Source organism: Streptomyces celluloflavus, from assembly GCA_000720995.1.
In the GTDB taxonomy this organism is placed as follows: domain Bacteria; phylum Actinomycetota; class Actinomycetes; order Streptomycetales; family Streptomycetaceae; genus Streptomyces; species Streptomyces celluloflavus.
In genome coordinates this window covers 135,834-157,546 of record JOEL01000004.1, presented here as the reverse complement: position 1 = coordinate 157,546, position 21,713 = coordinate 135,834, and the positions used below count along the sequence as shown (strand labels likewise).

18 protein-coding genes are annotated in these 21,713 nt (G+C 71.8%); 15 read left to right on the top strand and 3 right to left on the bottom strand.

What is annotated here, in order from left to right; all coding sequences use genetic code 11:
• Window positions 1-7 precede the first annotated feature (7 nt).
• Window positions 8-736 carry a maleylpyruvate isomerase family mycothiol-dependent enzyme gene (locus IH09_RS05820; RefSeq protein ID WP_052854697.1) on the bottom strand — a complete coding sequence of 243 codons (729 nt, stop codon included), beginning with the start codon at window positions 734-736 and terminating at the stop codon, window positions 8-10.
• A gap of 502 nt (window positions 737-1,238) precedes the next feature.
• Here IH09_RS05820 and uvrA point away from each other — a divergent pair.
• Entirely contained in the window at window positions 1,239-4,211 is a 2,973-nt protein-coding gene (uvrA, locus tag IH09_RS05815) for an excinuclease ABC subunit UvrA (RefSeq protein ID WP_052855096.1), read from the top strand.
• Between the two features lie 214 nt (window positions 4,212-4,425).
• Here the strand turns inward: uvrA and IH09_RS05810 are convergent, their stop codons facing one another.
• Window positions 4,426-5,406 carry a PfkB family carbohydrate kinase gene (locus IH09_RS05810; protein WP_052854695.1) on the bottom strand — a complete coding sequence of 327 codons (981 nt, stop codon included), beginning with the start codon at window positions 5,404-5,406 and terminating at the stop codon, window positions 4,426-4,428.
• A 228-nt stretch (window positions 5,407-5,634) separates the two neighbouring features.
• Here IH09_RS05810 and IH09_RS05800 point away from each other — a divergent pair, with 228 nt between their 5' ends.
• Window positions 5,635-6,048, top strand: coding sequence for a Rieske (2Fe-2S) protein (locus IH09_RS05800; RefSeq protein ID WP_052854691.1), 414 nt, complete (start codon window positions 5,635-5,637; stop codon window positions 6,046-6,048).
• 152 nt (window positions 6,049-6,200) lie between these two features.
• On the opposite strand, the gene IH09_RS05795 is transcribed toward IH09_RS05800, so the two are convergent.
• Window positions 6,201-7,139 carry a hypothetical protein gene (locus IH09_RS05795; RefSeq protein ID WP_052854689.1) on the bottom strand — a complete coding sequence of 313 codons (939 nt, stop codon included), beginning with the start codon at window positions 7,137-7,139 and terminating at the stop codon, window positions 6,201-6,203.
• Window positions 7,140-7,380: 241 nt separating this feature from the next.
• Here IH09_RS05795 and IH09_RS05790 point away from each other — a divergent pair, with 241 nt between their 5' ends.
• The 13 genes from IH09_RS05790 (at window position 7,381) to pgi (ending at window position 21,667) form a co-directional block, all read left to right on the top strand.
• On the top strand, window positions 7,381-8,037 hold the full coding sequence (locus IH09_RS05790) for a papain-like cysteine protease family protein (protein WP_052854687.1): 657 nt from the start codon (window positions 7,381-7,383) through the stop codon (window positions 8,035-8,037).
• Window positions 8,038-8,041: 4 nt separating this feature from the next.
• Entirely contained in the window at window positions 8,042-8,923 is an 882-nt protein-coding gene (locus IH09_RS05785; protein WP_052854685.1) for a hypothetical protein, read from the top strand.
• A 268-nt stretch (window positions 8,924-9,191) separates the two neighbouring features.
• Window positions 9,192-11,267 carry an excinuclease ABC subunit UvrC gene (uvrC, locus tag IH09_RS05780; RefSeq protein WP_052854683.1) on the top strand — a complete coding sequence of 692 codons (2,076 nt, stop codon included), beginning with the start codon at window positions 9,192-9,194 and terminating at the stop codon, window positions 11,265-11,267.
• Complete coding sequence (gene rapZ / locus IH09_RS05775; RefSeq protein ID WP_172451272.1) at window positions 11,264-12,214, top strand: RNase adapter RapZ; 951 nt, start codon at window positions 11,264-11,266, stop codon at window positions 12,212-12,214. The genes uvrC and rapZ overlap by 4 nt, the downstream gene beginning before the upstream one ends.
• Complete coding sequence (locus tag IH09_RS05770; protein WP_052854679.1) at window positions 12,211-13,272, top strand: gluconeogenesis factor YvcK family protein; 1,062 nt, start codon at window positions 12,211-12,213, stop codon at window positions 13,270-13,272. The genes rapZ and IH09_RS05770 overlap by 4 nt, the downstream gene beginning before the upstream one ends.
• Window positions 13,263-14,252, top strand: a complete 990-nt coding sequence (whiA, locus tag IH09_RS05765; protein WP_052854677.1) for a DNA-binding protein WhiA — start codon at window positions 13,263-13,265, stop codon at window positions 14,250-14,252. The genes IH09_RS05770 and whiA overlap by 10 nt, the downstream gene beginning before the upstream one ends.
• 217 nt (window positions 14,253-14,469) lie before the next feature.
• On the top strand, window positions 14,470-15,474 hold the full coding sequence (gap, locus tag IH09_RS05760; RefSeq protein WP_052854675.1) for a type I glyceraldehyde-3-phosphate dehydrogenase: 1,005 nt from the start codon (window positions 14,470-14,472) through the stop codon (window positions 15,472-15,474).
• Window positions 15,475-15,611: 137 nt separating this feature from the next.
• Window positions 15,612-16,814 carry a phosphoglycerate kinase gene (locus tag IH09_RS39645; RefSeq protein WP_052854673.1) on the top strand — a complete coding sequence of 401 codons (1,203 nt, stop codon included), beginning with the start codon at window positions 15,612-15,614 and terminating at the stop codon, window positions 16,812-16,814.
• A gap of 6 nt (window positions 16,815-16,820) precedes the next feature.
• On the top strand, window positions 16,821-17,597 hold the full coding sequence (tpiA, locus tag IH09_RS39640) for a triose-phosphate isomerase (protein WP_052854671.1): 777 nt from the start codon (window positions 16,821-16,823) through the stop codon (window positions 17,595-17,597).
• 153 nt (window positions 17,598-17,750) lie between these two features.
• Window positions 17,751-17,987 (top strand): preprotein translocase subunit SecG, encoded by a 237-nt coding sequence (gene secG / locus IH09_RS05745; protein ID WP_030411885.1) that lies wholly within the window; start codon window positions 17,751-17,753, stop codon window positions 17,985-17,987.
• 157 nt (window positions 17,988-18,144) lie between these two features.
• Entirely contained in the window at window positions 18,145-18,480 is a 336-nt protein-coding gene (locus IH09_RS05740; RefSeq protein WP_006606296.1) for an RNA polymerase-binding protein RbpA, read from the top strand.
• A gap of 220 nt (window positions 18,481-18,700) precedes the next feature.
• Window positions 18,701-19,960, top strand: coding sequence for an MFS transporter (locus IH09_RS05735; RefSeq protein WP_052854668.1), 1,260 nt, complete (start codon window positions 18,701-18,703; stop codon window positions 19,958-19,960).
• A 54-nt stretch (window positions 19,961-20,014) separates the two neighbouring features.
• Window positions 20,015-21,667 (top strand): glucose-6-phosphate isomerase, encoded by a 1,653-nt coding sequence (pgi, locus tag IH09_RS05730; RefSeq protein WP_052854666.1) that lies wholly within the window; start codon window positions 20,015-20,017, stop codon window positions 21,665-21,667.
• Window positions 21,668-21,713: the final 46 nt, after the last annotated feature.

Sequence of the window (21,713 nt, the reverse complement as noted above, 5' to 3'; positions counted from 1 at the left end):
GGTCAGCTTAGAGCGGCGGGACGGCGGGCAGGGCGGAGCCCGGGGTGTCGAGCCCGCTCCCGTCGCCACGGCCGGTGAGCCAGCCGGCCAGCGCCGCCGCGGAGCCGGTCACCACCACCGGCGCACCGGTGTCCGCCCGCCCGGTGCGCCACCGCCGGCCGTCGTCGGTACGCAGCTCCAGCGCGGGCAGCGCCGGGTGTCCGGCGAACTTCACCTCGGTCAGGAACGTCAGCACACCGCCCAGGAACGCGGCCGGCAGCTGCTCCACGGAATAGCCGACGCCGAGATCGACGTGGTGCAGTTCGACCTCGTTCAGCCGCCGCTGCGGCAGCCGGTCGGCCCGGTCCACGACGCCGTTGCGCATCTCCACCCGGTACGCCAGGCGCTCGGGCGGCAGCGCGTCCACCGCCGCGTCGAACCGCGCGGCGGTGGCCCGCAGGTCCTCCAGATGGGCCGCCAGCGAGCGGTCCGCGTCCCGGGCGATATCGGCGTCGCGGGCCCCGGCGCTGGTGTACATGGGCGTCGGTACGTCCGTACGCGCCCAGGTGAGGAGGTTGACCAGCGCGTCCGCGTTGCGCGCCAGATGGGCGAGGAGATGGCCGCGGGTCCAGCCCGGGAGCAGGCACGGTTCGCCGACCGCGGCGTCGTCCAGCTTGGCCACCGAGTCGAGCAGCCGGTCGGTGGCCTCGCGGACGGCTGCCACATCGTGCGGGAAGTCAGGCGGGGTGGAGGTCATGCCCAGACGCTAGCGCCGCGCCGCCGGCTTCGGGAGTCGGCCGCACGGATCCGGGGCGTACGCGGGTGTGACGGGAGGGGCGGACGGGGGGCTATGGAGGAGATGGTCCCGAATGTCGGGTCGGGGTGGGTGGCCGGCGCCGGATATCCGCCCCGGCCGTCGTGCCTCGCGGTCCGCCCGCGCGGGTCGCTGTCGCCGGTGAGTCCGGGCGGCGGCGCCCGGCCGGTGCGAGGGCATCCGGGGGCGTCTTGGAGCACGTGCGCGAGGCCGGCCGGCGTGGGACGGCGGCGCTGCCACACGTTTGGGTGAAGCGGGCTCGCGAGCACCGTAAATCGAATGCGCGTGCTATAGGCTCGTGTGTGGCATCACTCAGACAGCGCCGTGGCAGTTCCCCCTACCCTGGGTGGGGGGCTCCGCTCCGCTCCGCCGCATCTGCTCGTTCCACCGGGCCGCGGAAGCAGAGCCGCGGCTCCCGCCCCTCTCCAGAAAGGTGCCGACCGGCGTGGCCGACCGTCTCATCGTTCGTGGCGCTCGCGAGCACAATCTCCGAAACGTCTCGCTCGACCTCCCCCGCGACTCCCTCATCGTCTTCACGGGGCTCTCCGGGTCGGGCAAGTCCTCGCTCGCCTTCGACACGATCTTCGCCGAGGGGCAGCGGCGCTATGTCGAGTCGCTCTCCTCCTACGCCCGGCAGTTCCTCGGGCAGATGGACAAGCCCGATGTGGACTTCATCGAGGGCTTGTCCCCCGCGGTCTCGATCGATCAGAAGTCGACCTCGCGCAACCCGCGCTCGACGGTCGGCACGATCACCGAGGTCTACGACTACCTCCGCCTGCTCTTCGCGCGGATCGGTAAACCGCACTGCCCCGAGTGCGGCCGGCCGATCGCCCGGCAGTCGCCGCAGGCCATCGTCGACAAGGTGCTCGAACTGCCCGAGGGCAGCCGCTTCCAGGTGCTCTCCCCGCTGGTGCGCGAGCGCAAGGGCGAGTTCGTTGATCTCTTCGCCGACCTCCAGACCAAGGGCTACAGCCGGGCGCGGGTCGACGGGGAGACGATCCAGCTCTCCGAGCCGCCGAAGCTCAAGAAGCAGGAGAAGCACACCATCGAGGTGGTCGTCGACCGCCTCACGGTCAAGGACAGCGCCAAGCGGCGGCTGACCGACTCCGTCGAGACCGCCCTCGGACTCTCCGGCGGCATGGTCATCCTCGACTTCGTCGACCTGGAAGCGGACGACCCGCAGCGCGAGCGGATGTACTCCGAGCATCTCTACTGCGCCTACGACGACCTGTCCTTCGAGGAGCTGGAGCCCCGCTCCTTCTCCTTCAACTCGCCCTTCGGCGCCTGCCCGGACTGCACCGGCATCGGCACCCGCATGGAGGTCGACCCCGAGCTGATCGTCCCCGACGAGGACAGGTCCCTCGACGAGGGCGCGATCCACCCCTGGTCGCACGGCCACACCAAGGAGTACTTCGGCCGTCTGGTGGGCGCGCTGGCGGACGCCCTCGGTTTCCGGACGGACATCCCGTGGGCCGGGCTGCCGCAGCGCGCCAAGAAGGCCCTGCTGCACGGCCACAAGACCCAGATCGAGGTCCGCTACCGCAACCGGTACGGCCGCGAGCGCGCGTACACCACCCCCTTCGAGGGCGCCCTGCCGTTCATCAAGCGGCGGCACAGCGAGGCGGAGAGCGACAGCAGCCGGGAGCGCTTCGAGGGCTATATGCGCGAGGTGCCCTGCCCGACCTGTGCGGGGACGCGGCTCAAGCCGGTCGTGCTCGCCGTCACGGTGCAGCAGAAGTCGATCGCCGACGTCGCGGCCATGTCGATCAGCGACTGCGCCGACTTCCTGCGCGGGATGAAGCTCGACGCCCGGGAGAAGAAGATCGCCGAGCGGGTCCTCAAGGAGGTCAACGAACGGCTGAAGTTCCTGGTCGACGTCGGCCTGGACTACCTCTCGCTGAACCGCGCCGCGGGCACCCTCTCCGGCGGTGAGGCACAGCGCATCCGCCTCGCCACCCAGATCGGCTCCGGTCTGGTCGGCGTGCTCTACGTCCTGGACGAGCCGTCCATCGGCCTGCACCAGCGCGACAACCACCGGCTGATCGAGACGCTGGTACGGCTGCGCGACATGGGCAACACCCTGATCGTCGTGGAGCACGACGAGGACACCATCAAGGTCGCCGACTGGGTCGTGGACATCGGCCCCGGTGCGGGCGAGCACGGCGGCAAGGTCGTGCACAGCGGTCCGATGAAGCAGCTGCTGGCCAACAAGGAGTCGATCACCGGCCAGTATCTGTCCGGGAAGAAGGCCATCCCGACGCCGGAGATCCGCCGTCCCGCCGACCCCGCCCGGCAGCTGACCGTCCACGGCGCGAAGGAGAACAACCTCCGCGACATCGACGTCTCCTTCCCGCTCGGGGTCCTCTCCGCCGTCACCGGCGTCTCCGGCTCCGGTAAGTCGACGCTGGTCAACGACATCCTCTACACCCACCTGGCGCGCGAGCTGAACGGCGCCAAGTCGGTGCCGGGCCGGCACACCCGGGTGGCGGGCGACGACCTGGTGGACAAGGTCGTCCATGTCGATCAGTCGCCCATCGGCCGTACCCCCCGCTCCAACCCGGCCACGTACACCGGCGTCTTCGACCACGTCCGCAAGCTGTTCGCGGAGACGATGGAGGCCAAGGTCCGCGGCTATCTGCCGGGGCGCTTCTCCTTCAACGTCAAGGGCGGCCGCTGCGAGAACTGCACCGGCGACGGCACGATCAAGATCGAGATGAACTTCCTGCCGGATGTGTACGTACCGTGCGAGGTCTGCCACGGTGCGCGCTACAACCGCGAGACGCTGGAGGTGCACTACAAGGGCAAGTCCATCGCCGAGGTGCTGGACATGCCCATCGAGGAGGCGCTGGGCTTCTTCGAGGCGGTGCCGACCATCGCCCGCCATCTCAAGACGCTCCACGAGGTCGGCCTCGGGTACGTCCGGCTCGGGCAGTCCGCGCCGACCCTCTCGGGCGGCGAGGCGCAGCGCGTCAAGCTGGCGAGCGAGCTCCAGAAGCGTTCGACGGGCAGCACGGTCTATGTCCTGGACGAGCCGACCACCGGTCTGCACTTCGACGACATCAGCAAGCTCATCAGGGTGCTCTCCGGCCTGGTCGACAAGGGCAACACGGTGATCGTCATCGAGCACAACCTCGATGTGATCAAGACCGCCGACTGGGTCATCGACATGGGCCCGGAGGGCGGCAACGGCGGCGGAATGATCGTCGCCGAAGGCACCCCGGAGGGCGTCGCGGCGGTCCCGGCCAGCCACACCGGCAAGTTCCTGCGGGAGATCCTCGGCGACCGCGTCAGCGATGCCGCGACGACGGGGAAGCCGGCGAAGAAGGCCGCGGCGGCGAAGAAGCCGGTGGCCAAGAAGGCCGCGGCGAAGAAGCCGGCCGCCAAGAAGGCGACGACGCGGGCCCGCCGGACCCCCTGACGCGCCACCCGGCTCCGGGACGGGCCGCCCCCATCCACCACGGCGGACGGGGCGGCCCGTTCGCGTTCGGGGACGGACTCCGGGGCCGGTGCGGGGACGTATCCGGGCCGGGCCGCCGTCGACGGCGGGTACCGGGGGCGGCGCAGGGCCGGTACGAAGGGCGGGGGAGGGGCGGGCCGGTACAACCACCGCCCCTCCCGGCACCTGGTGTCCGTTACGGCGCGAGCTCCGTCGCGTACGGCGGTTCCGCCCCGGCGCGGGAGCAGGTGACCGCGGCGGCGCGGGCGGCGAAGCCGAGGATGTCGCGCCAGTCGTCGGTGCCGAGCGCGGCGATGGCGGCGGGCGAGAGCGCGTCGTGGGCGTCCAGCCGGTGCAGCAGTGCGGCGTTGACCGTGTCGCCCGCGCCTATGGTGTCGACGACCTCGACCCGTCTGCCGGGGACCGTCACCTCGCACCCGCCCGGCGTCCGCACCGTCAGCCCGTCGCCGCCCCGGGTGATCACGATCGCCGCCGGGCCCGCGCCCAGCCACTGCCGCAGCGCGGCGGCGACGTCCCGGTCCGCCCCGCCGCCCGCCCCGGACCCGTCCGGCGCCCCCGCCCCCGCCAGCCAGTACGCGTCCTCCACCGAGAGCTTCAGCAGGGTGAGGTGCGGGAGCCAGGAGCGGAACCGGGCGCGGTAGGCGTCGGGGTCCGGGATCAGACCCGGGCGGATGTTGGGGTCGAGCGCGGTGCAGACGCCCCGCCCGGCCTCCCGGCGCAGCAGGGCCTCGTACGCGCTCGCGCCCGGTTCCAGGACGAGCGAGCAGGTGCCCAGGGAGAGCGCGCGGACCCCGGCGGGCAGCGCGGGCGGCAGGGTGAAGAGACGGTCGGCGGTGCCGTCCGCGTAGAAGCCGTAGCCCGCCGAGCCGTCCGGGCCGACCTCCGCCAGCGCGAGAGTGGTCGGCTCGGGGCCGCGCTGCACCAGAGAGGTGTCCACCCCGCCGGTCCGCAGCCCGTGCAGCAGCGCTTCGCCGAAGGCGTCGGTCGAGATCCGGGAGCAGAACGCGGTGGGCGAGCCGAGCCGCCCGAGCGCGACCGCGGTGTTGTACGGTCCGCCGCCGCGGCGGGGCAGCAGCGCGGGCAGCCGGCCGTCCCGGAGCGGCTCCGGGGAACTGGGGACGAGGTCGATCAGCGCCTCGCCGGCGACGACGATCACGGGGTGCGGTTCCTCTCACGGGCGTCCCGGGCGGTGGCCGGGACAGGGAGCGGCGAGGCCGGTACCGCGGTCGGGCACGGCCTCGTCCAGATGATCATGCAGCTCCGCGCGGCCCGCGGTCCACCGGTCCGGGCCCGCCGGAAGCGGAAGGATCTGTGCCGGTATCGTCGGGAGCCGGAATCCGCCGGCCCGCAGTCCGCACCCCGGCACCCGACCTCTGGAGTAGCCATGAGCCAGCCCCCCGCCCGCCGAACCGTGCTGCGCGGGGCCGCGCTGGCGGGTGCCGCCGGCTTCGGACTGGCGGCCTGCTCCGCGCAGGGCTCGGGCGGCGCCGCGTCGGCGGTGCCCACCGCACCGGTCGACCTGGGGGCCGCCGCCGATGTACCGGTCGGCGGCGCCAAGCTCTACCGCGAGGACCGGCTGCTCGTCTCGCAGCCGGCCAAGGGCGAGTTCAAGTGCTTCAGCGCCAAGTGCACCCATGCGGGCTGCGTCCTGTCCGAGGTCGACAAGAAGCAGGGCACCTGCCCCTGCCACGGCAGCCGCTTCGACGTCACCACCGGCGAGGTCCTCCAGGGCCCGGCGACCACCCCGCTGCCCGAGGTCCCGGTCCAGGCCAAGAACGGCAAGCTGATCGCGGGCTGAGCGGGGGAGCGGGCCGGTGCCTGCCGGCCGGTGCTGAGACCGCGGCGGCCGGGGCCCTCCCGCCGGCCGTACGCCCGGCCCCGTCGCGTACCGGCCGGACACCGGTGATCCGCCACCGGCCGTCGGTCACCGGGCGGCCGTACGCGGCCCCGTCAGCCCCAGTCCCACCTGATGCCGAGAATCCCCGGCCGGACCCCCTGCTCCACCAGATGGACGGCGCGGTGCCGGCCGTTCAGTGTCAGCTCCTGCTGGGCGCTGCGCGGCGCGCCCGCCGAGACCTGGGCGAAGCGGTGGCAGCGCACCGGCAGCGCCGTCTCGTCGAAGCGCACCTGAAGGACGTACTGGCCGCCCGCGAAGCTGAAACCGCGGATGTACTCCGTGCTCGGGCCGCCGCTGCCGTCCTCGAAGGCGTATCCGAAGACATGGGTGTCACCGGCGCGCAGCCGGGCGTCGAAGAGTAACTCGGCGACGATCACCCCGGTGCCCGCGTCGCCGCGCACCCGCCCCAGCCGGCAGTTCTCCGCGGCCCGCACCGTCACCCGGGACGGATCGCAGCCCGCGTCGCCGCGGTGGATGGCGACATAGCGGTCCACGCCGTCCCGGTGCGCGCGGACGGTCTGCAGCGATTCGCGTTCGCTCAGCTCACGGCCCGGCCCGATGCGGACCCGCTCGTGGTGCCCGACCGTGTGCAGCCCGCCGTCCGTGGGGGCCTCCAGCGCGGCGAACAACTGCTGGAGTGTGTCGACGGGCGCGACCAGCGAACGGTAGCTGCGGCCCGTCGGCCGGTCGGTCTCCGGGCGGGTGGCGCCCTCGGGCACCAGCAGCCGGTGCAGCGAGCGCGCGGGCAGTTCGAGGACCTCCTCCAGGGCGCGCACCGCCCGCAGCGACTCGGGGCGCTGCGGGCGCCGGGCCCCCTGCTGCCAGTAACTCAGACTGGTCACCCCGACCTTGATGCCGCGCTGGGCGAGTTTGTGCTGGACGCGGTGGAGCGCGAGGCCCCGTGCGCTGAGCGCGCTGCGCAGCGCGAGATGGAACGGGCCGGTCCGCAGCAGCTGGGCCAGCTCGGCCGACTCGGGTGTGTTCTGTGCCATTTCCTCAACCCTCCGGCGCGCGGGTGAACGTTCACAACCGGATTGCACGCCGCGCGCGCTCCCTGCCTGTTCGCTGAAGTACGCCGGGCACCGGACGTTCACATCCTTGCCCGTTCGTCCACACCCCCGTGTCACCCCGCATTGAAGCGTGTTGACCTGCATACGACAACACCCGATGCTCCTCAACAGCATCCGGATGCGCTCCTCTCCCTCGCACACCCCCTCGTTCGGGAGGAACGCCATGACCCGTGCACCGCTCATACACCGTTCGCGCCGCCGATGGCTGTCGGCCGCGGCGCTCACCGCAGCCGCGCTCACCGCGCTGCCGGGAACGGCCGCCTCGGCGGCCACGCCCGGTGCGGCACCGGCACCCGTCGCCGCCGCCGGGCAGCCCGCCGCCCCGGCCCCCGCGCTGCGTGCCGCCAATCGCCTGAACATCTCCATGCAGGCCCAGGAGAAGACCAACTGGTGCTGGGCGGGCTCCGGCAACACCATCGCGGCCTGGTACGGCAGGAGCTACAGCCAGAACCAGTTCTGCAACGCCGCCTTCAACCGCCAGCAGAACACCGCCTGCCCCAACAACCAGGCCACACTCGGCAATGTGCAGAATGCCTTCCGGTGGATGGGCATCAACTCCGGCTCGTACGTGACCGGTTATCTGCGCTACAGCACCGTGCAGAGTGAGATCAACGCCAACCGTCCCGTCGAGACCCGTATCGAGTGGTCCTCGGGCGGCGGCCATATGCATGTGCTCTACGGCTTCGACACGAGCCGGAACTGGGTCTACTGGGGCGACCCATGGGCCACCAACAACCGCTACAACTGGGGTGATTTCGACTACTACGTGAACGGCAGCTCCTTCTCCTGGACCCACTCCCTCTACCGGATAGGAGCCTGAGGCCATGACGAAGCGCACCGTCGTCCGCACCGCCGCCACCGGGACGCTCGCCGCCGCCCTCATCGGCCTCGCGCCGCAGGCCGCACTGGCCGCCACGGCGCCCGCCCCGCCGCCGGCCCCGGCCCGCGCGAGCATCGCCGCCGCCCACGACGCGGCCGCCGCCCCCGCGACGCTGGACACCCTCGCCCGCTTCTTCGCCAGTGACGGCGCCGGCGGCGGCCGGGCCCGCGCCGCTGCGCCCGCCGCCGAACCGGCCGCCCCGCGCATCGAGGGCGCCGCGGTCCCCGTCTACGTCCTGTCGCCGGACTTCGTCCGCGGCAAGGCCGACGCCCCCGTCGCCCGGCTGGAGTTCCTCGCCAGCAAGGCCGTCGCCGCCGACGGCCGGAAGGCTTCGGTGTGGACCGTGCAGCGGGGCGCCGCCTGGAAGGTGGTCAACATCGCCAGCGGCGACGACGAGACCCGCTACGCCGCGGCCGGCGCCGCGAAGGCCGGCACCGGCGGCACGGTCTTCCGCGAACCGCAGATCAACGCCTGGTACGTGCAGCGCGGCGACCGCGTCGAGCCGCTGGACGCGGCGGCCGAGCAGGCGGTCGGCGCCGCCGGCACCACCGTCGCCGCCTACCAGAAGCGGGTGGCGAAGGCGTACGGCGACAAGCTCCCCGGCTCCGCCTACGACAAGCGCGGCGAGGCCGGCGGCTACGGTCCGCAGACCGCCCCGCGGGCGGCCGGTGCCGAAGCGGGCGCCCACGAGCAGACCGTCGCGGCCGGTACCGACACCGCCGGCGACAGCCCGGTGACCACCGCCTCGGCGGTGGCGGGCGCCGCGGCCCTGGCGGCGCTCGGCCTCTCCGGCGCCGTGGCGCTGCGGCGCCGGCGCCGCAGCTGAGCGCCGGCCGGGCCTTGCCGCCGCGCCGTCCGCCGCCCCGCGGCCGGACAGCACCGCCGCCGCCCGGCGCCCGATGAACCCGCAGGGGCCCCGGCCCGGCCAGGACGCCGGGCCGCGGCCCCTGCGATCCAGCCCCGGTGCGCCGCCGCGCGCCGGGGCCGCGCCGTCGGTCCGGCCCCGGCGCGCCGGGCGCCACCCGGCCGGGGCCCTGCCGCCCGGAGCGGTGCGGGCACGGTGATTGTCGGTGGCGGTCAGTAGGGTGGTGGGCATGGCAGACCCCAGCAGCTACCGACCCAAGCCGGGACAGATCCCCGACTCGCCGGGGGTCTATAAATTCCGCGACGAGCACGGCCGGGTCATCTACGTCGGCAAGGCCAAGAGCCTGCGCCAGCGCCTGGCCAGCTACTTCCAGGACCTGGCCGGCCTCCACCCGCGTACCCGCACGATGGTCACCACCGCCGCCTCCGTGGAGTGGACCGTCGTCTCCACCGAGGTCGAGGCGCTCCAGCTCGAATACAGCTGGATCAAGGAGTTCGACCCCCGATTCAACGTCAAGTACCGCGACGACAAGAGCTATCCCTATCTCGCGGTGACCCTCAACGAGGAGTTCCCCCGCGTCCAGGTCATGCGCGGCGCCAAGAAGAAGGGCGTGCGCTACTTCGGCCCGTACGGCCACGCCTGGGCCATCCGGGAGACCGTCGACCTGATGCTGCGCGTCTTCCCGGTGCGCACCTGCTCCGCCGGAGTCTTCAAGCGCTCCGCCCAGATCGGCCGCCCCTGCCTGCTCGGCTACATCGGCAAGTGCTCGGCCCCCTGTGTCGAGCGGATCTCCGCCCAGGAGCACCGCGAACTCGCCGAGGAGTTCTGCGACTTCATGGCTGGCCGCACCGGCGCCTACCTCCGCCGCCTGGAGCGCCGGATGCAGGAGGCCGCCGAGGAGATGGAGTACGAGCGCGCCGCCCGGCTGCGCGACGACATAGTGGCGCTCAAGCGGGCGATGGAGAAGAGCGCCGTGGTGCTCGCCGACGCCACCGACGCCGATCTGATCGCGGTCGCCGAGGACGAACTCGAAGCCGCCGTCCAGATCTTCCACGTCCGCGGCGGCCGGGTCCGCGGCCAGCGCGGCTGGGTCACCGACAAGGTGGAGGCCGTCAGCACCGCCGGCCTCGTCGAACACGCCCTCCAACAGCTGTACGGCGAGGAGAAGGGCGATGCCGTCCCCAAGGAAGTCCTGGTCCCGGCGCTCCCCGAGCATGTCGAGCCGATCCAGCAGTGGCTCTCCGGCCGCCGCGGCTCCCAGGTCTCGCTGCGCATCCCGCAGCGCGGCGACAAGAAGGACCTGATGGCCACGGTCCAGCGCAACGCCCAGCAGGCACTGGCCCTGCACAAGACCAAGCGCGCCTCCGACCTGACCACCCGCTCCCGCGCCCTGGAGGAGATCGCCCAGGCCCTCGGTCTGGACTCGGTCCCGCTGCGCATCGAGTGCTTCGACATCTCCCACCTCCAGGGCGATGACGTGGTCGCCTCGATGGTGGTCTTCGAGGACGGCCTCGCCCGCAAGAGCGAGTACCGCCGCTTCCAGATCAAGAGCTTCGCCGGCCAGGACGACGTCCGGTCCATGCACGAGGTCATCGGCCGCCGCTTCAAGCGCTACCTCCAGGAGAAGCAGAAGTCCGGCGAGTGGACCGAGGAGCCGTCCGCCGGTGCCGCCCCGGACGCCGGCGGCCCGCCGGACGCCGCCGCGGACCTGGAACCGGACCCCATGGCCGGCCGCCCCGTGGACGAGGAGGGCCGCCCCAAGCGCTTCGCCTATCCGCCGCAGCTCGTCGTCGTCGACGGCGGCGCCCCCCAGGTCGCCGCCGCCCGCCGGGCCCTGGACGAGCTCGGCATCGACGATGTCGCCGTCTGCGGTCTGGCCAAGCGGCTCGAAGAGGTCTGGCTGCCCGAGGACGACGACCCGGTCGTGCTGCCGCGCAGCAGCGAGGGCCTCTACCTTCTCCAGCGCGTCCGCGACGAAGCGCACCGCTTCGCCATCACCTACCAGCGCACCAAGCGCGCCAAGCGGCTGAAGGCGTCGCCGCTCGACGCCGTCGCCGGTCTCGGCGACAGCCGCCGCCAGGCACTGCTCAAACACTTCGGTTCGCTGAAGAGGCTGCGGGCCGCGACGATCGACGAGATCTGCGAGGTCCCGGGCGTCGGCCGCAAGACCGCCGAGACCGTCGCGGCGGCGCTGGCCGCGGCGGCACCGGCCGGCCCCGCGGTGAACACCGCCACAGGAGAGATCATTGAGGATGACGAGGCCCCACCGGCCGCGTTGTCGGCAGAACGGGGGCAGGACAGATGAACACGCACGGAACGCAGGAAACCGAGAGAGACGGTGCACAGGTGAGTACGGGCACGATGCGCGAGTCCGATCAGGGCGAGAGCGCCGCGATCCCCGAGCTGGTGATCATCTCCGGTATGTCGGGCGCCGGCCGGAGCACGGCCGCGAAGTGCCTGGAGGACCTCGGCTGGTTCGTCGTCGACAACATCCCGCCCGAGCTGATCCCGCCGATGGTCGAGCTGGGCGCCCGTTCGCAGGGCAATGTCGCGCGGATCGCCGTCGTCGTCGACGTCCGCGGCCGCCGCTTCTTCGACAACCTCAAGGCGTCGCTCGCCACCCTCGACGCACAGAACGTCAAGCGCCGCATCGTCTTCCTGGAGTCCTCCGACGAGGCCCTGGTGCGCCGCTTCGAGTCGGTGCGCCGCCCGCACCCCCTCCAGGGCGACGGCCGGATCGTCGACGGCATCGCCGCCGAGCGCGATCTGCTGCGCGAGCTGCGCGGCGACGCCGACCTCGTCATCGACACCTCCAGCCTCAACGTCCACGAGCTGCGCGCCAAGATGGACGCCCAGTTCGCCGGCGAGGAGGTCCCCGAGCTGCGCGCCACGGTCATGTCCTTCGGCTTCAAATACGGCCTCCCGGTCGACGCCGACATGGTCATCGACTGCCGCTTCATCCCCAACCCGCACTGGGTCCCGGAGCTGCGCCCGTTCACCGGCCTCAACGAAGAGGTCTCCGACTACGTCTTCAACCAGCCCGGCTCCAAGGAGTTCCTGGACGGCTACGCCGAACTGCTCCGCCTCGTCGCCGAGGGCTACCGCCGCGAGGGCAAGCGCTATGTGACCATCGCGGTCGGCTGTACGGGCGGTAAGCACCGCAGCGTCGCGATGTCCGAGAAGCTGGCCCGCAGGCTGGTCTCCGAAGGCGTGGAGACCGTCATCGTCCACCGGGACATGGGGCGCGAGTGACCGGGCGCGCGCTGCGACTGCGCCGGGTCCGCAGGCTCGTACCGGGCGGCCGCACGGCCAAGGGCGCCACACCCAAGGTGGTGGCGCTCGGCGGCGGTATGGGCCTGTCCGCCTCGCTCGCCGCGCTCCGCCGGATCACCGGCGATCTGACCGCCGTGGTCACCGTCGCCGACGACGGCGGCTCCAGCGGCCGGCTCCGCGACGAACTGGGCGTCCTGCCGCCCGGCGATCTGCGCAAGGCGCTGGCCGCGCTCTGCGGTGACGACGACTGGGGGCAGACCTGGGCCCGGGTCATCCAGCACCGGTTCCAGAGCGAGGGCGAGCTGCACAACCACGCCGTCGGCAATCTGCTGATCGTCGCCCTGTGGGAGCAGCTCGGCGACCACGTCCAGGCCCTCGACCTGGTCGGCAAACTGCTCGGCGCGCACGGCCGGGTGCTGCCCATGTCGGCGGTGCCCCTGGAGCTCCAGGCCCTGGTCAAAGGACACCACGAGGATCACCCGGACGAGATCGTCACGGTCCGTGGCCAGGCCACCGTCGCGCTCACCCGCGGCGAGGTGCAGTCCGTCCATGTCGTCCCCGAGGACCCGCCGGCCGTCCCCGAGGTGGTCACGGCGGTCCGCGACGCCGACTGGGTGGTGCTGGGTCCCGGCTCCTGGTTCTCTTCCGTCATCCCGCATCTGCTGGTGCCCGAACTGCGCGTGGCCCTGGAGGAGACCAAGGCCCGCAAGGTCCTCTCGCTCAACCTCGCGCCCCAGCCCGGCGAAACCGATGGCTTCTCACCGCAGCGTCATTTGGAGGTTTTGGCCCGACACGCCCCTAAACTCGCCTTCGACGTGGTGCTGGCCGACAAGGACGCCGTGCCCGACACCGAAGGTCTGACGGTTGCCGCCAAGCATCTCGTCGGCAGCGAGGTCGAGCTGGCGGCGGTCGCCGCGCGGGGAGACGACTCCAGGCCGACGGCCGGGGGAGCCCCCGACCGGCACGACCCGGAGCTGCTGGCAGCCGCGTACGACCGTATTTTTCGGATGCATGGAAGGATCGGCCCATGGCGATGACGCCTGCGGTGAAGGACGAGATCTCCCGGCTCCCCGTCACCCGGACCTGCTGCCGGAAGTCGGAGGTCTCGTCGATCCTGCGGTTCGCGGGTGGTCTGCACCTGGTCAGCGGACGCATTGTGATCGAGGCGGAGCTGGACACGGGGATCGCGGCCCGGCGGCTGCGCAAGGACATCCTGGAGATCTTCGGGCACTCCTCCGACCTGGTGGTGATGGCCCCCGGCGGCCTGCGGCGCGGCAGCCGCTATGTCGTACGGGTGGTCGCCGGCGGCGACCAGCTCGCCCGGCAGACCGGTCTGGTGGACGGCCGCGGCCGCCCCATCCGGGGCCTCCCGCCACAGGTGGTCTCCGGGGCGACCTGCGATGCCGAGGCGGCCTGGCGCGGGGCCTTCCTGGCACACGGCTCGCTCACCGAGCCCGGCCGCTCCTCCTCCCTGGAGGTCACCTGCCCGGGGCCCGAGGCGGCCCTCGCGCTGGTCGGCGCGGCCCGCCGGCTCGGCATCGGCGCCAAGGCCCGCGAGGTGCGCGGTGTGGACCGCGTCGTCGTCCGGGACGGTGACGCGATCGGCGCGCTGCTGACCCGGCTCGGCGCCCACGAGTCGGTGCTCGCGTGGGAGGAGCGGCGGATGCGCCGCGAGGTCCGCGCCACCGCCAACCGCCTCGCCAACTTCGACGACGCCAACCTCCGCCGCTCGGCGCGTGCCGCGGTCGCCGCCGGCGCCCGGGTCCAGCGGGCGCTGGAGATCCTCGGCGAGGAGGTCCCCGAGCACCTCGCGGCGGCCGGCCGGCTGCGCATGGAGCACAAGCAGGCGTCCCTGGAGGAGCTGGGCGCCCTCGCCGATCCGCCGCTGACCAAGGACGCGGTGGCCGGCCGGATCCGCCGGCTGCTGGCGATGGCCGACAAGCGCGCCCAGGACCTCGGTATCCCCGGTACCGAGTCCAATCTCTCCGAGGAACTGGCCGACGGCCTGGTCGGCTGACCGGCCCGGACACCTCGTCCACCCCGCTCGCCCCCGGTCTCCAAGGTGATGCCGGGGGCGCGGTGCGTCATGGGCTGGGGGCGCTCGGTGAGGGGGCGCGAGCGGCCGCTGTCAATGTCACGTACGTCTCGTATTGGAGGTAGGGTCGGAGGCGGTCGGGGACATCCCATACAGCTCGCCGGTATCTGAGCCGGCGTACCAACGAGGAGATCGGTTCGTGACGATCCGCGTAGGCATCAACGGATTCGGCCGCATTGGTCGTAACTACTTCCGCGCGCTCCTGGAGCAGGGCGCGGACATCGAGATCGTCGGTGTCAACGACCTGACCGACAACGCCACCCTGGTCCACCTGCTGAAGTACGACACCATCCTGGGCCGTCTCAAGCAGGACGTCAGCCACACCGACGACACCATCACCGTCGGTGGCCAGACCTTCAAGACGATGGCCGAGCGCGACCCGGCGAACCTCCCCTGGGGCGAGCTCGGCGCCGACATCGTCATCGAGTCGACCGGCATCTTCACCAAGCGCGCCGACGCCGCCAAGCACCTCGCGGCCGGCGCCAAGAAGGTCCTGATCTCCGCGCCCGCCAAGGACGAGGACATCACGATCGTGATGGGCGTCAACCAGGACAAGTACGACGCGGCCAACCACCACGTCATCTCCAACGCCTCCTGCACCACCAACTGTGTGGCGCCGATGGCCAAGGTTCTCGACGAGAACTTCGGCATCGTCAAGGGCATGATGACCACGGTGCACGCGTACACCAACGACCAGCGCATCCTGGACTTCCCGCACAGCGACCTGCGCCGCGCCCGCGCCGCCGCGGAGAACATCATCCCGACCACGACCGGTGCCGCCAAGGCCACCGCGCTGGTCCTCCCGCAGCTCAAGGGCAAGCTGGACGGCATCGCGATGCGCGTCCCGGTCCCCACCGGTTCGGTCACCGACCTGGTCATCGAGCTGTCGCGCGAGGTCACCAAGGACGAGGTCAACGCCGCCTTCCAGAAGGCCGCCGAGGGCGAGCTCAAGGGCATCCTGGAGTACACCGAGGACCCGATCGTCTCCTCGGACATCGTCAACTGGCCGGCCTCCTGCACCTTCGACTCCTCCCTCACCATGTCGCAGGGCAAGAGCGTCAAGGTCATCGGCTGGTACGACAACGAGTGGGGCTACTCCAACCGCCTCGTGGACCTGACCACCTACGTCGGCGGCCAGCTCTGATCTCGCCCGCCGGCGCTGGGGACACCCCCTTTGCCGCAGGGCAGGGCACAGCGAAATGAGGACGGGGCTCGTACGGCGCGCGCAAGCGTCGTACGAGCCCCGTCCCATGACCGACCTACGCAACGGAGTCACTTCTCATGAAGACGATCGATGACCTCCAGGTAGCGGGCAAGCGGGTCTTCGTCCGCGCCGACCTGAACGTGCCGCTGGACGGTACGACCATCACCGACGACGGCCGGATCCGCGCCGTCGCGCCGACGATCGCCAAGCTCGCCGCGCGCGGCGCCAAGGTGATCGTCGCCTCCCACCTGGGCCGTCCCAAGGGCGCCCCGGACCCGGCCTTCTCGCTCGCCCCCGCTGCCGCGCGGCTGGGCGAAATCCTCGGCCAGGACGTGGCCTTCGCGACCGACACGGTCGGCGACTCCGCCCGTTCCGTGGTCGCGGACCTGCGCGACGGCCAGGTGGCCGTCGTGGAGAACCTCCGCTTCAACGCCGGCGAGACCAGCAAGGACGACACGGAGCGCGGCGCCTTCGCCGACCGGCTCGCCGAGCTCGCGGACCTGTACGTGGGCGACGGCTTCGGCGCCGTGCACCGCAAGCACGCCTCCGTCTACGATCTCCCGGCGCGCCTCCCGCACGCCGCCGGCGACCTGATCGCCACCGAGGTCGGCGTGCTGAAGCGCCTCACCGAGGACGTCAAGCGCCCCTATGTCGTCGTCCTCGGCGGCGCCAAGGTCTCCGACAAGCTCGCCGTCATCGACGAGCTGCTCGGCAAGGCCGACCGGCTGCTGATCGGCGGCGGTATGGCGTACACCTTCCTCAAGGCCAAGGGCTACGAGGTCGGTATCTCGCTGTTGCAGAAGGACCAGATCCCGGCCGTCACCGAGTACCTGGAGCGCGCGGAGAAGAGCGGCGTCGAGCTGGTCCTCCCCGTGGACATCCTGGCCTCGCGCGACTTCCCGGACCTGAAGACCAAGGCCCCCGCCGACTTCGTCACCGTCGACGCCGACAAGATCCCCGCCGACATGGAGGGGCTGGACATCGGCCCGAAGACCCGTGAGCTGTTCGCGTCGAAGATCGCGGACGCCGGGACGGTGTTCTGGAACGGTCCGGTCGGTGTCGCCGAGCACCCCGACTACGCGGGCGGCACCGCAGCCGTCGCGCAGGCGCTGCTCGACAGCCCCGGATTCACCGTCGTCGGCGGCGGTGACTCGGCCGCGGCCGTGCGCGCGCTCGGCTTCGACGAGAATGCTTTCGGCCACATTTCGACCGGTGGCGGCGCCAGCCTCGAATACCTCGAAGGCAAGACGCTCCCCGGCCTCGCCGCTCTGGAGGACTGAAGAACCGTGACATCCCGCACCCCGCTGATGGCGGGCAACTGGAAGATGAACCTCAACCACCTCGAGGCCATCGCCCACGTCCAGAAGCTCGCCTTCGCGCTCGCCGACAAGGACTTCGAGGCCGTAGAGGTCGCGGTCCTGCCGCCCTTCACCGACCTGCGCTCGGTGCAGACGCTGGTCGACGGCGACAAGCTCAAGATCAAGTACGGCGCCCAGGACATCTCGGCGCACGAGTCCGGTGCCTACACCGGTGAGATCTCCGGCCCGATGCTCGCCAAGCTCAAGTGCACCTACGTGGCCGTCGGCCACAGCGAGCGCCGCCAGTACCACGGCGAGAACGAAGAGATCTGCAACGCCAAGGTCAAGGCCGCCTACCAGCACGGTCTCACCCCGATCCTCTGCGTCGGCGAGGGCCTGGACGTCCGCAAGGCCGGCAACCAGGTCGCGCACACCCTCGCGCAGGTCGACGGCGCCCTGGACGGCGTCCCGGCCGAGCAGGCCGAGTCCATCGTGATCGCCTACGAGCCGGTCTGGGCCATCGGCACCGGCGAGGTCGCCACGCCCGAGGACGCGCAGGAGGTCTGCGGGGCGATCCGCGGCCGCCTCGCCGAGCTCTACAGCCAGGAGCTGGCCGACAAGGTCCGCATCCAGTACGGCGGCTCGGTCAAGTCCGGCAATGTCGCCGCGATCATGGCGCAGCCGGATGTCGACGGCGCGCTGATCGGCGGCGCGGCGCTGAACGCGGACGAGTTCGTCAAGATCGTCCGCTTCCGCGACCAGTAGCGGCTATGACGACGGGCCCGGCCCGTCGTACCCTGTCGGGGCCGGGTCCGGCGTGCAGTCGCCGCCCGGCCCCGCACCCTTTCGGTGTCGTGCCGGCGCCCCGGGCGCCGGCACAACAGTTTCGTCCGTCAGTCCTAGAGAGTTGGTCAAGCCGTGGTCATCGGGTTCTCGATCGCCCTCATCGTCTTCAGCCTGCTGCTGATGATGCTGGTGCTCATGCACAAGGGGAAGGGCGGCGGCCTGTCCGACATGTTCGGTGGCGGCATGCAGTCCTCGGTCGGCGGCTCCTCGGTCGCCGAGCGGAACCTCGACCGCATCACCATCGTGATCGGTCTCCTGTGGTTCGCGTGCATCGTCGTCCTCGGCGTCCTGATGAAGCTCGGCAGCTGACATGCCGTCGGGGACGCGGCTTATCATGAGGGCGGCGTCCTCGGCCGGAGGGTAACTCCTGTCTCTGGACGCGCGTTGGGCCTTACGTAGACTGGAGCGCCCGCAACGCAGCTGCTGTTAGATGCTTTGCAGCACCATTACGCAGGGAGTTACGACCGTGGCAAGTGGCAACGCGATCCGAGGAAGTCGGGTCGGGGCGGGGCCGATGGGGGAGGCCGAGCGCGGCGAGTCCGCGCCGCGCACCCGCATCTCCTTCTGGTGCTCCAACGGGCACGAGACGCAGCCCAGCTTCGCCGGCGACGCGCAGGTTCCGGACACCTGGGACTGCCCGCGCTGTGGTTTCCCGGCAGGCAAGGACCGGGACAGCCCGCCGGACCCGCCGCGCACCGAGCCGTACAAGACCCACCTCGCGTACGTCCGGGAGCGCCGCAGCGACGCCGACGGCGAGGCGATTCTCGCGGAGGCGCTCGCGAAGCTCCGCGGCGAGATCTGACGGATCGGCGGACCTGGCGAACGGCCCGGCCGGAGGGGACTCACCCCCTCCGGCCGGGCCGTTTCGCATGATGGCGCGGTCGCCCCGGACCGCCCCAAGCGCCGTACCGGGCACGCTGCCGGGGCGCATCTGAGGCAGCGGATGGGGAAGGTGCCCGAGGCCCGTTGTCAGTGGTCGCCCCTACCGTTTCCGTAGGCGGACGATCACGGACGGAGGCGGTATGGCGGGCATCGGGACGGGGACCGCGCCGGACGCCGGCGCGCTCGCCTGGCGGGGCGGCTTCGGGCGGCTGTGGAGCGCGGCCGCCGTCTCCCGCTTCGGTGACGCGCTGCGCGGCACCGCACTGCCGCTGCTCGCCTACGCCCTCACCGACTCGCCGCTGCTCATCTCGCTCGTCACCGCCTGCGGCTTCCTGCCCTGGCTGCTCTTCGGACTGCTGGGCGGCGCGGTCGCCGACCGGGTGGACCCGCGGCGGGCGATGTGGGGCGTGGATGTGCTGCGCGGCCTGCTGATGGCCGGTTTCGCCGTGGCGGTGGCGCTCGGCCAGGCGAGTATCGGGCTGCTGATCGCGCTGGCCTTCGCCCTCACCACCCTCCAGACGCTCTTCGACAACGCCGCCACGGTCCTGCTGCCGTCGGTGGTGCCCACCACGGCGCTGGCCACCGCCAACGCCCGGCTGATGACCGGCCAGGAGGTGCTGGGGCGGTTCGTCGGGGGACCGGTGGCGCCCCTGCTCCTCGCGCTGGGCGCCGCGGTGCCCTTCCTCGCCGACGCGGCGACGTACCTGGTCGCGGCCGCCCTCGTCGCCTCGCTGCGGATCACCGCGCCACCCGGGCCGCCGGCCGCGCCGGGGCGCACCGTCCGGCACGAAATAGGTGACGGCATACGGGCGTTGCGGCGCGACCGGGTGCTGCGCGCGTGTTGCGCGGCCGTCGCGCTGGGCAACGTCGGCGTCGGCGCGCTGATCGGCACGCTCGTGGTGGTGGTCAAGGGATGGCTGGGCGCCGGGGACACCGGCTATGTCCTCGTGACGACCGGATACGGCATCGGCATGGTGCTGGGCGGGCTGCTGGCCGGCCGGGTGGTGGCCGCCCTCGGCGGACCGGTCCGTACCCTGCTCGGCGCGGGCCTGTCGCAGGCCGCCGTGCTGATGCTCTTCGCGGCGGTGCGCTCGCTGGTGGCGGCGGCCGTGCTGCTGGGCCTGTTCGGCTTCGCCGGGATGGTGTGGAACGTCCTGGAGACCACCGTCGTGCAGCAGCGCAGCCCCGCCGAGCTGCTCGGCCGGATCAGCGCCGCGTTCCGTACGGTCGCCACGGCCGGGGTGCCGCTGGGGGCGCTGCTGGGGGGCGCGGCGGCCGCGGGGTGGGGCGCCAACACCCCGGCGTTACTGGCCGGCGCCCTGCTGGGCGGTGGCACGCTCGCCCTGATACCCGTCCGCACCGCGTTCGACGGCAGTCGGACATCTCATACCGTGCCCTGATCAATTAGGTTGGGGACGGCGGGGCCGGTACGAGATGAGAAGGCTGATTCCGAGATGAACGCAGAAGGCCGCAGCAGGCTCGACCAGATGCCTGAGTGGATCGCGCTGGGCAAGCACCGGGAGCAGCTGGGGGAGGTGCAGTTGCGCGACCTGTTCGCCCAGGATCCCGAGCGCGCCGGGCGCTACACCCTCCAGGTCGGCGATCTCCACCTGGACTACTCCAAGCACCTGGTCACCGACGAGACGCTGCTGCTGCTGCGCGAACTGGCCGCGGCGGCCGGGGTGGCCGGTCTGCGGGACGCGATGTTCCGCGGTGAGAAGATCAACACCACCGAGCGGCGCGCCGTACTGCACACCGCGCTGCGCGCGCCCGGCTCGGCCGTCATCACCACCGGCGGCGAGAACGTCGTCCCCGCGGTGCACGCGGTGCTGACGAAGATGGGCACCTTCGCCGAGCGGGTCCGCTCCGGCGACTGGCGGGGCCACACCGGCAAGCGCATCAAGACCGTCGTCAACATCGGCATCGGCGGCTCCGACCTGGGCCCGGCGATGGCGTACGAGGCGCTGCGCGCCTACACCCAGCGGGACATGCAGTTCCGCTTCGTCTCCAACGTGGACGGCGCCGACCTGCACGAGGCGCTGCGCGACCTCGATCCGGCGGAGACGCTCTTCATCATCGCCTCGAAGACCTTCACCACCATCGAGACGATCACCAACGCCACCTCGGCCCGCGACTGGCTGCTGACCGGCCTGGGCGCCGGTGACGAGGCGGTGGCCAAGCACTTCGTGGCCCTGTCGACCAACGCCGAGAAGGTGTCGGAGTTCGGCATCGACACGACGAACATGTTCGAGTTCTGGGACTGGGTCGGCGGCCGCTATTCGTACGACTCCGCGATCGGCCTGTCGCTGATGATCGCGATCGGCCAGGAGCGGTTCCGTGAGATGCTGGCCGGCTTCCATCTCGTGGACGAGCACTTCCGCTGCGCCCCGCCGGAGGAGAACGCCCCGCTGCTGCTGGGCCTGCTGGGGATCTGGTACGGCAACTTCTGGGACGCGCAGTCGCACGCGGTCCTGCCCTACAGCCACTACCTGGCCAAGTTCACCGCGTATCTCCAGCAGCTGGACATGGAGTCCAACGGCAAGTCCGTGGACCGCGACGGCCGTCCGGTGCACTGGCAGACCGGCCCGGTCGTCTGGGGCACCCCGGGCACCAATGGCCAGCACGCCTACTACCAGCTGCTCCACCAGGGCACGAAGATGATCCCGGCCGACCTCATCGGCTTCGCCCGGCCGGTCGACGACCTCCGGCCCGGTCTGGTCGCCCAGCACGACCTGCTGATGGCCAACCTCTTCGCACAGGGCCAGGCGCTCGCCTTCGGCAAGACGCCGGACGAGGTGCGCGCCGAGGGCGTGGCCGAGGAACTGGTGCCGCACAAGACCTTCAAGGGCAACCGCCCCACCACCACGATCCTGGCCGAGGAGCTCAGCCCCTCCGTACTGGGCCAGCTGATCGCGCTCTACGAGCACAAGGTGTTCGTCCAGGGCGCCGTGTGGCACATCGACTCCTTCGACCAGTGGGGCGTGGAGCTGGGCAAGGTCCTCGCCAAGCGCGTGGAGCCCGCGCTGACGGACGGCGCCGAGGTACCGGGCCTGGACGCATCCACGGCCAATCTGGTCACCAAGTACCGCGAGCTGCGCGGCCGTTGACCGACGGCGCCGCGGCGCCGGCCACCCGTGACAACGCCTGCGGCCC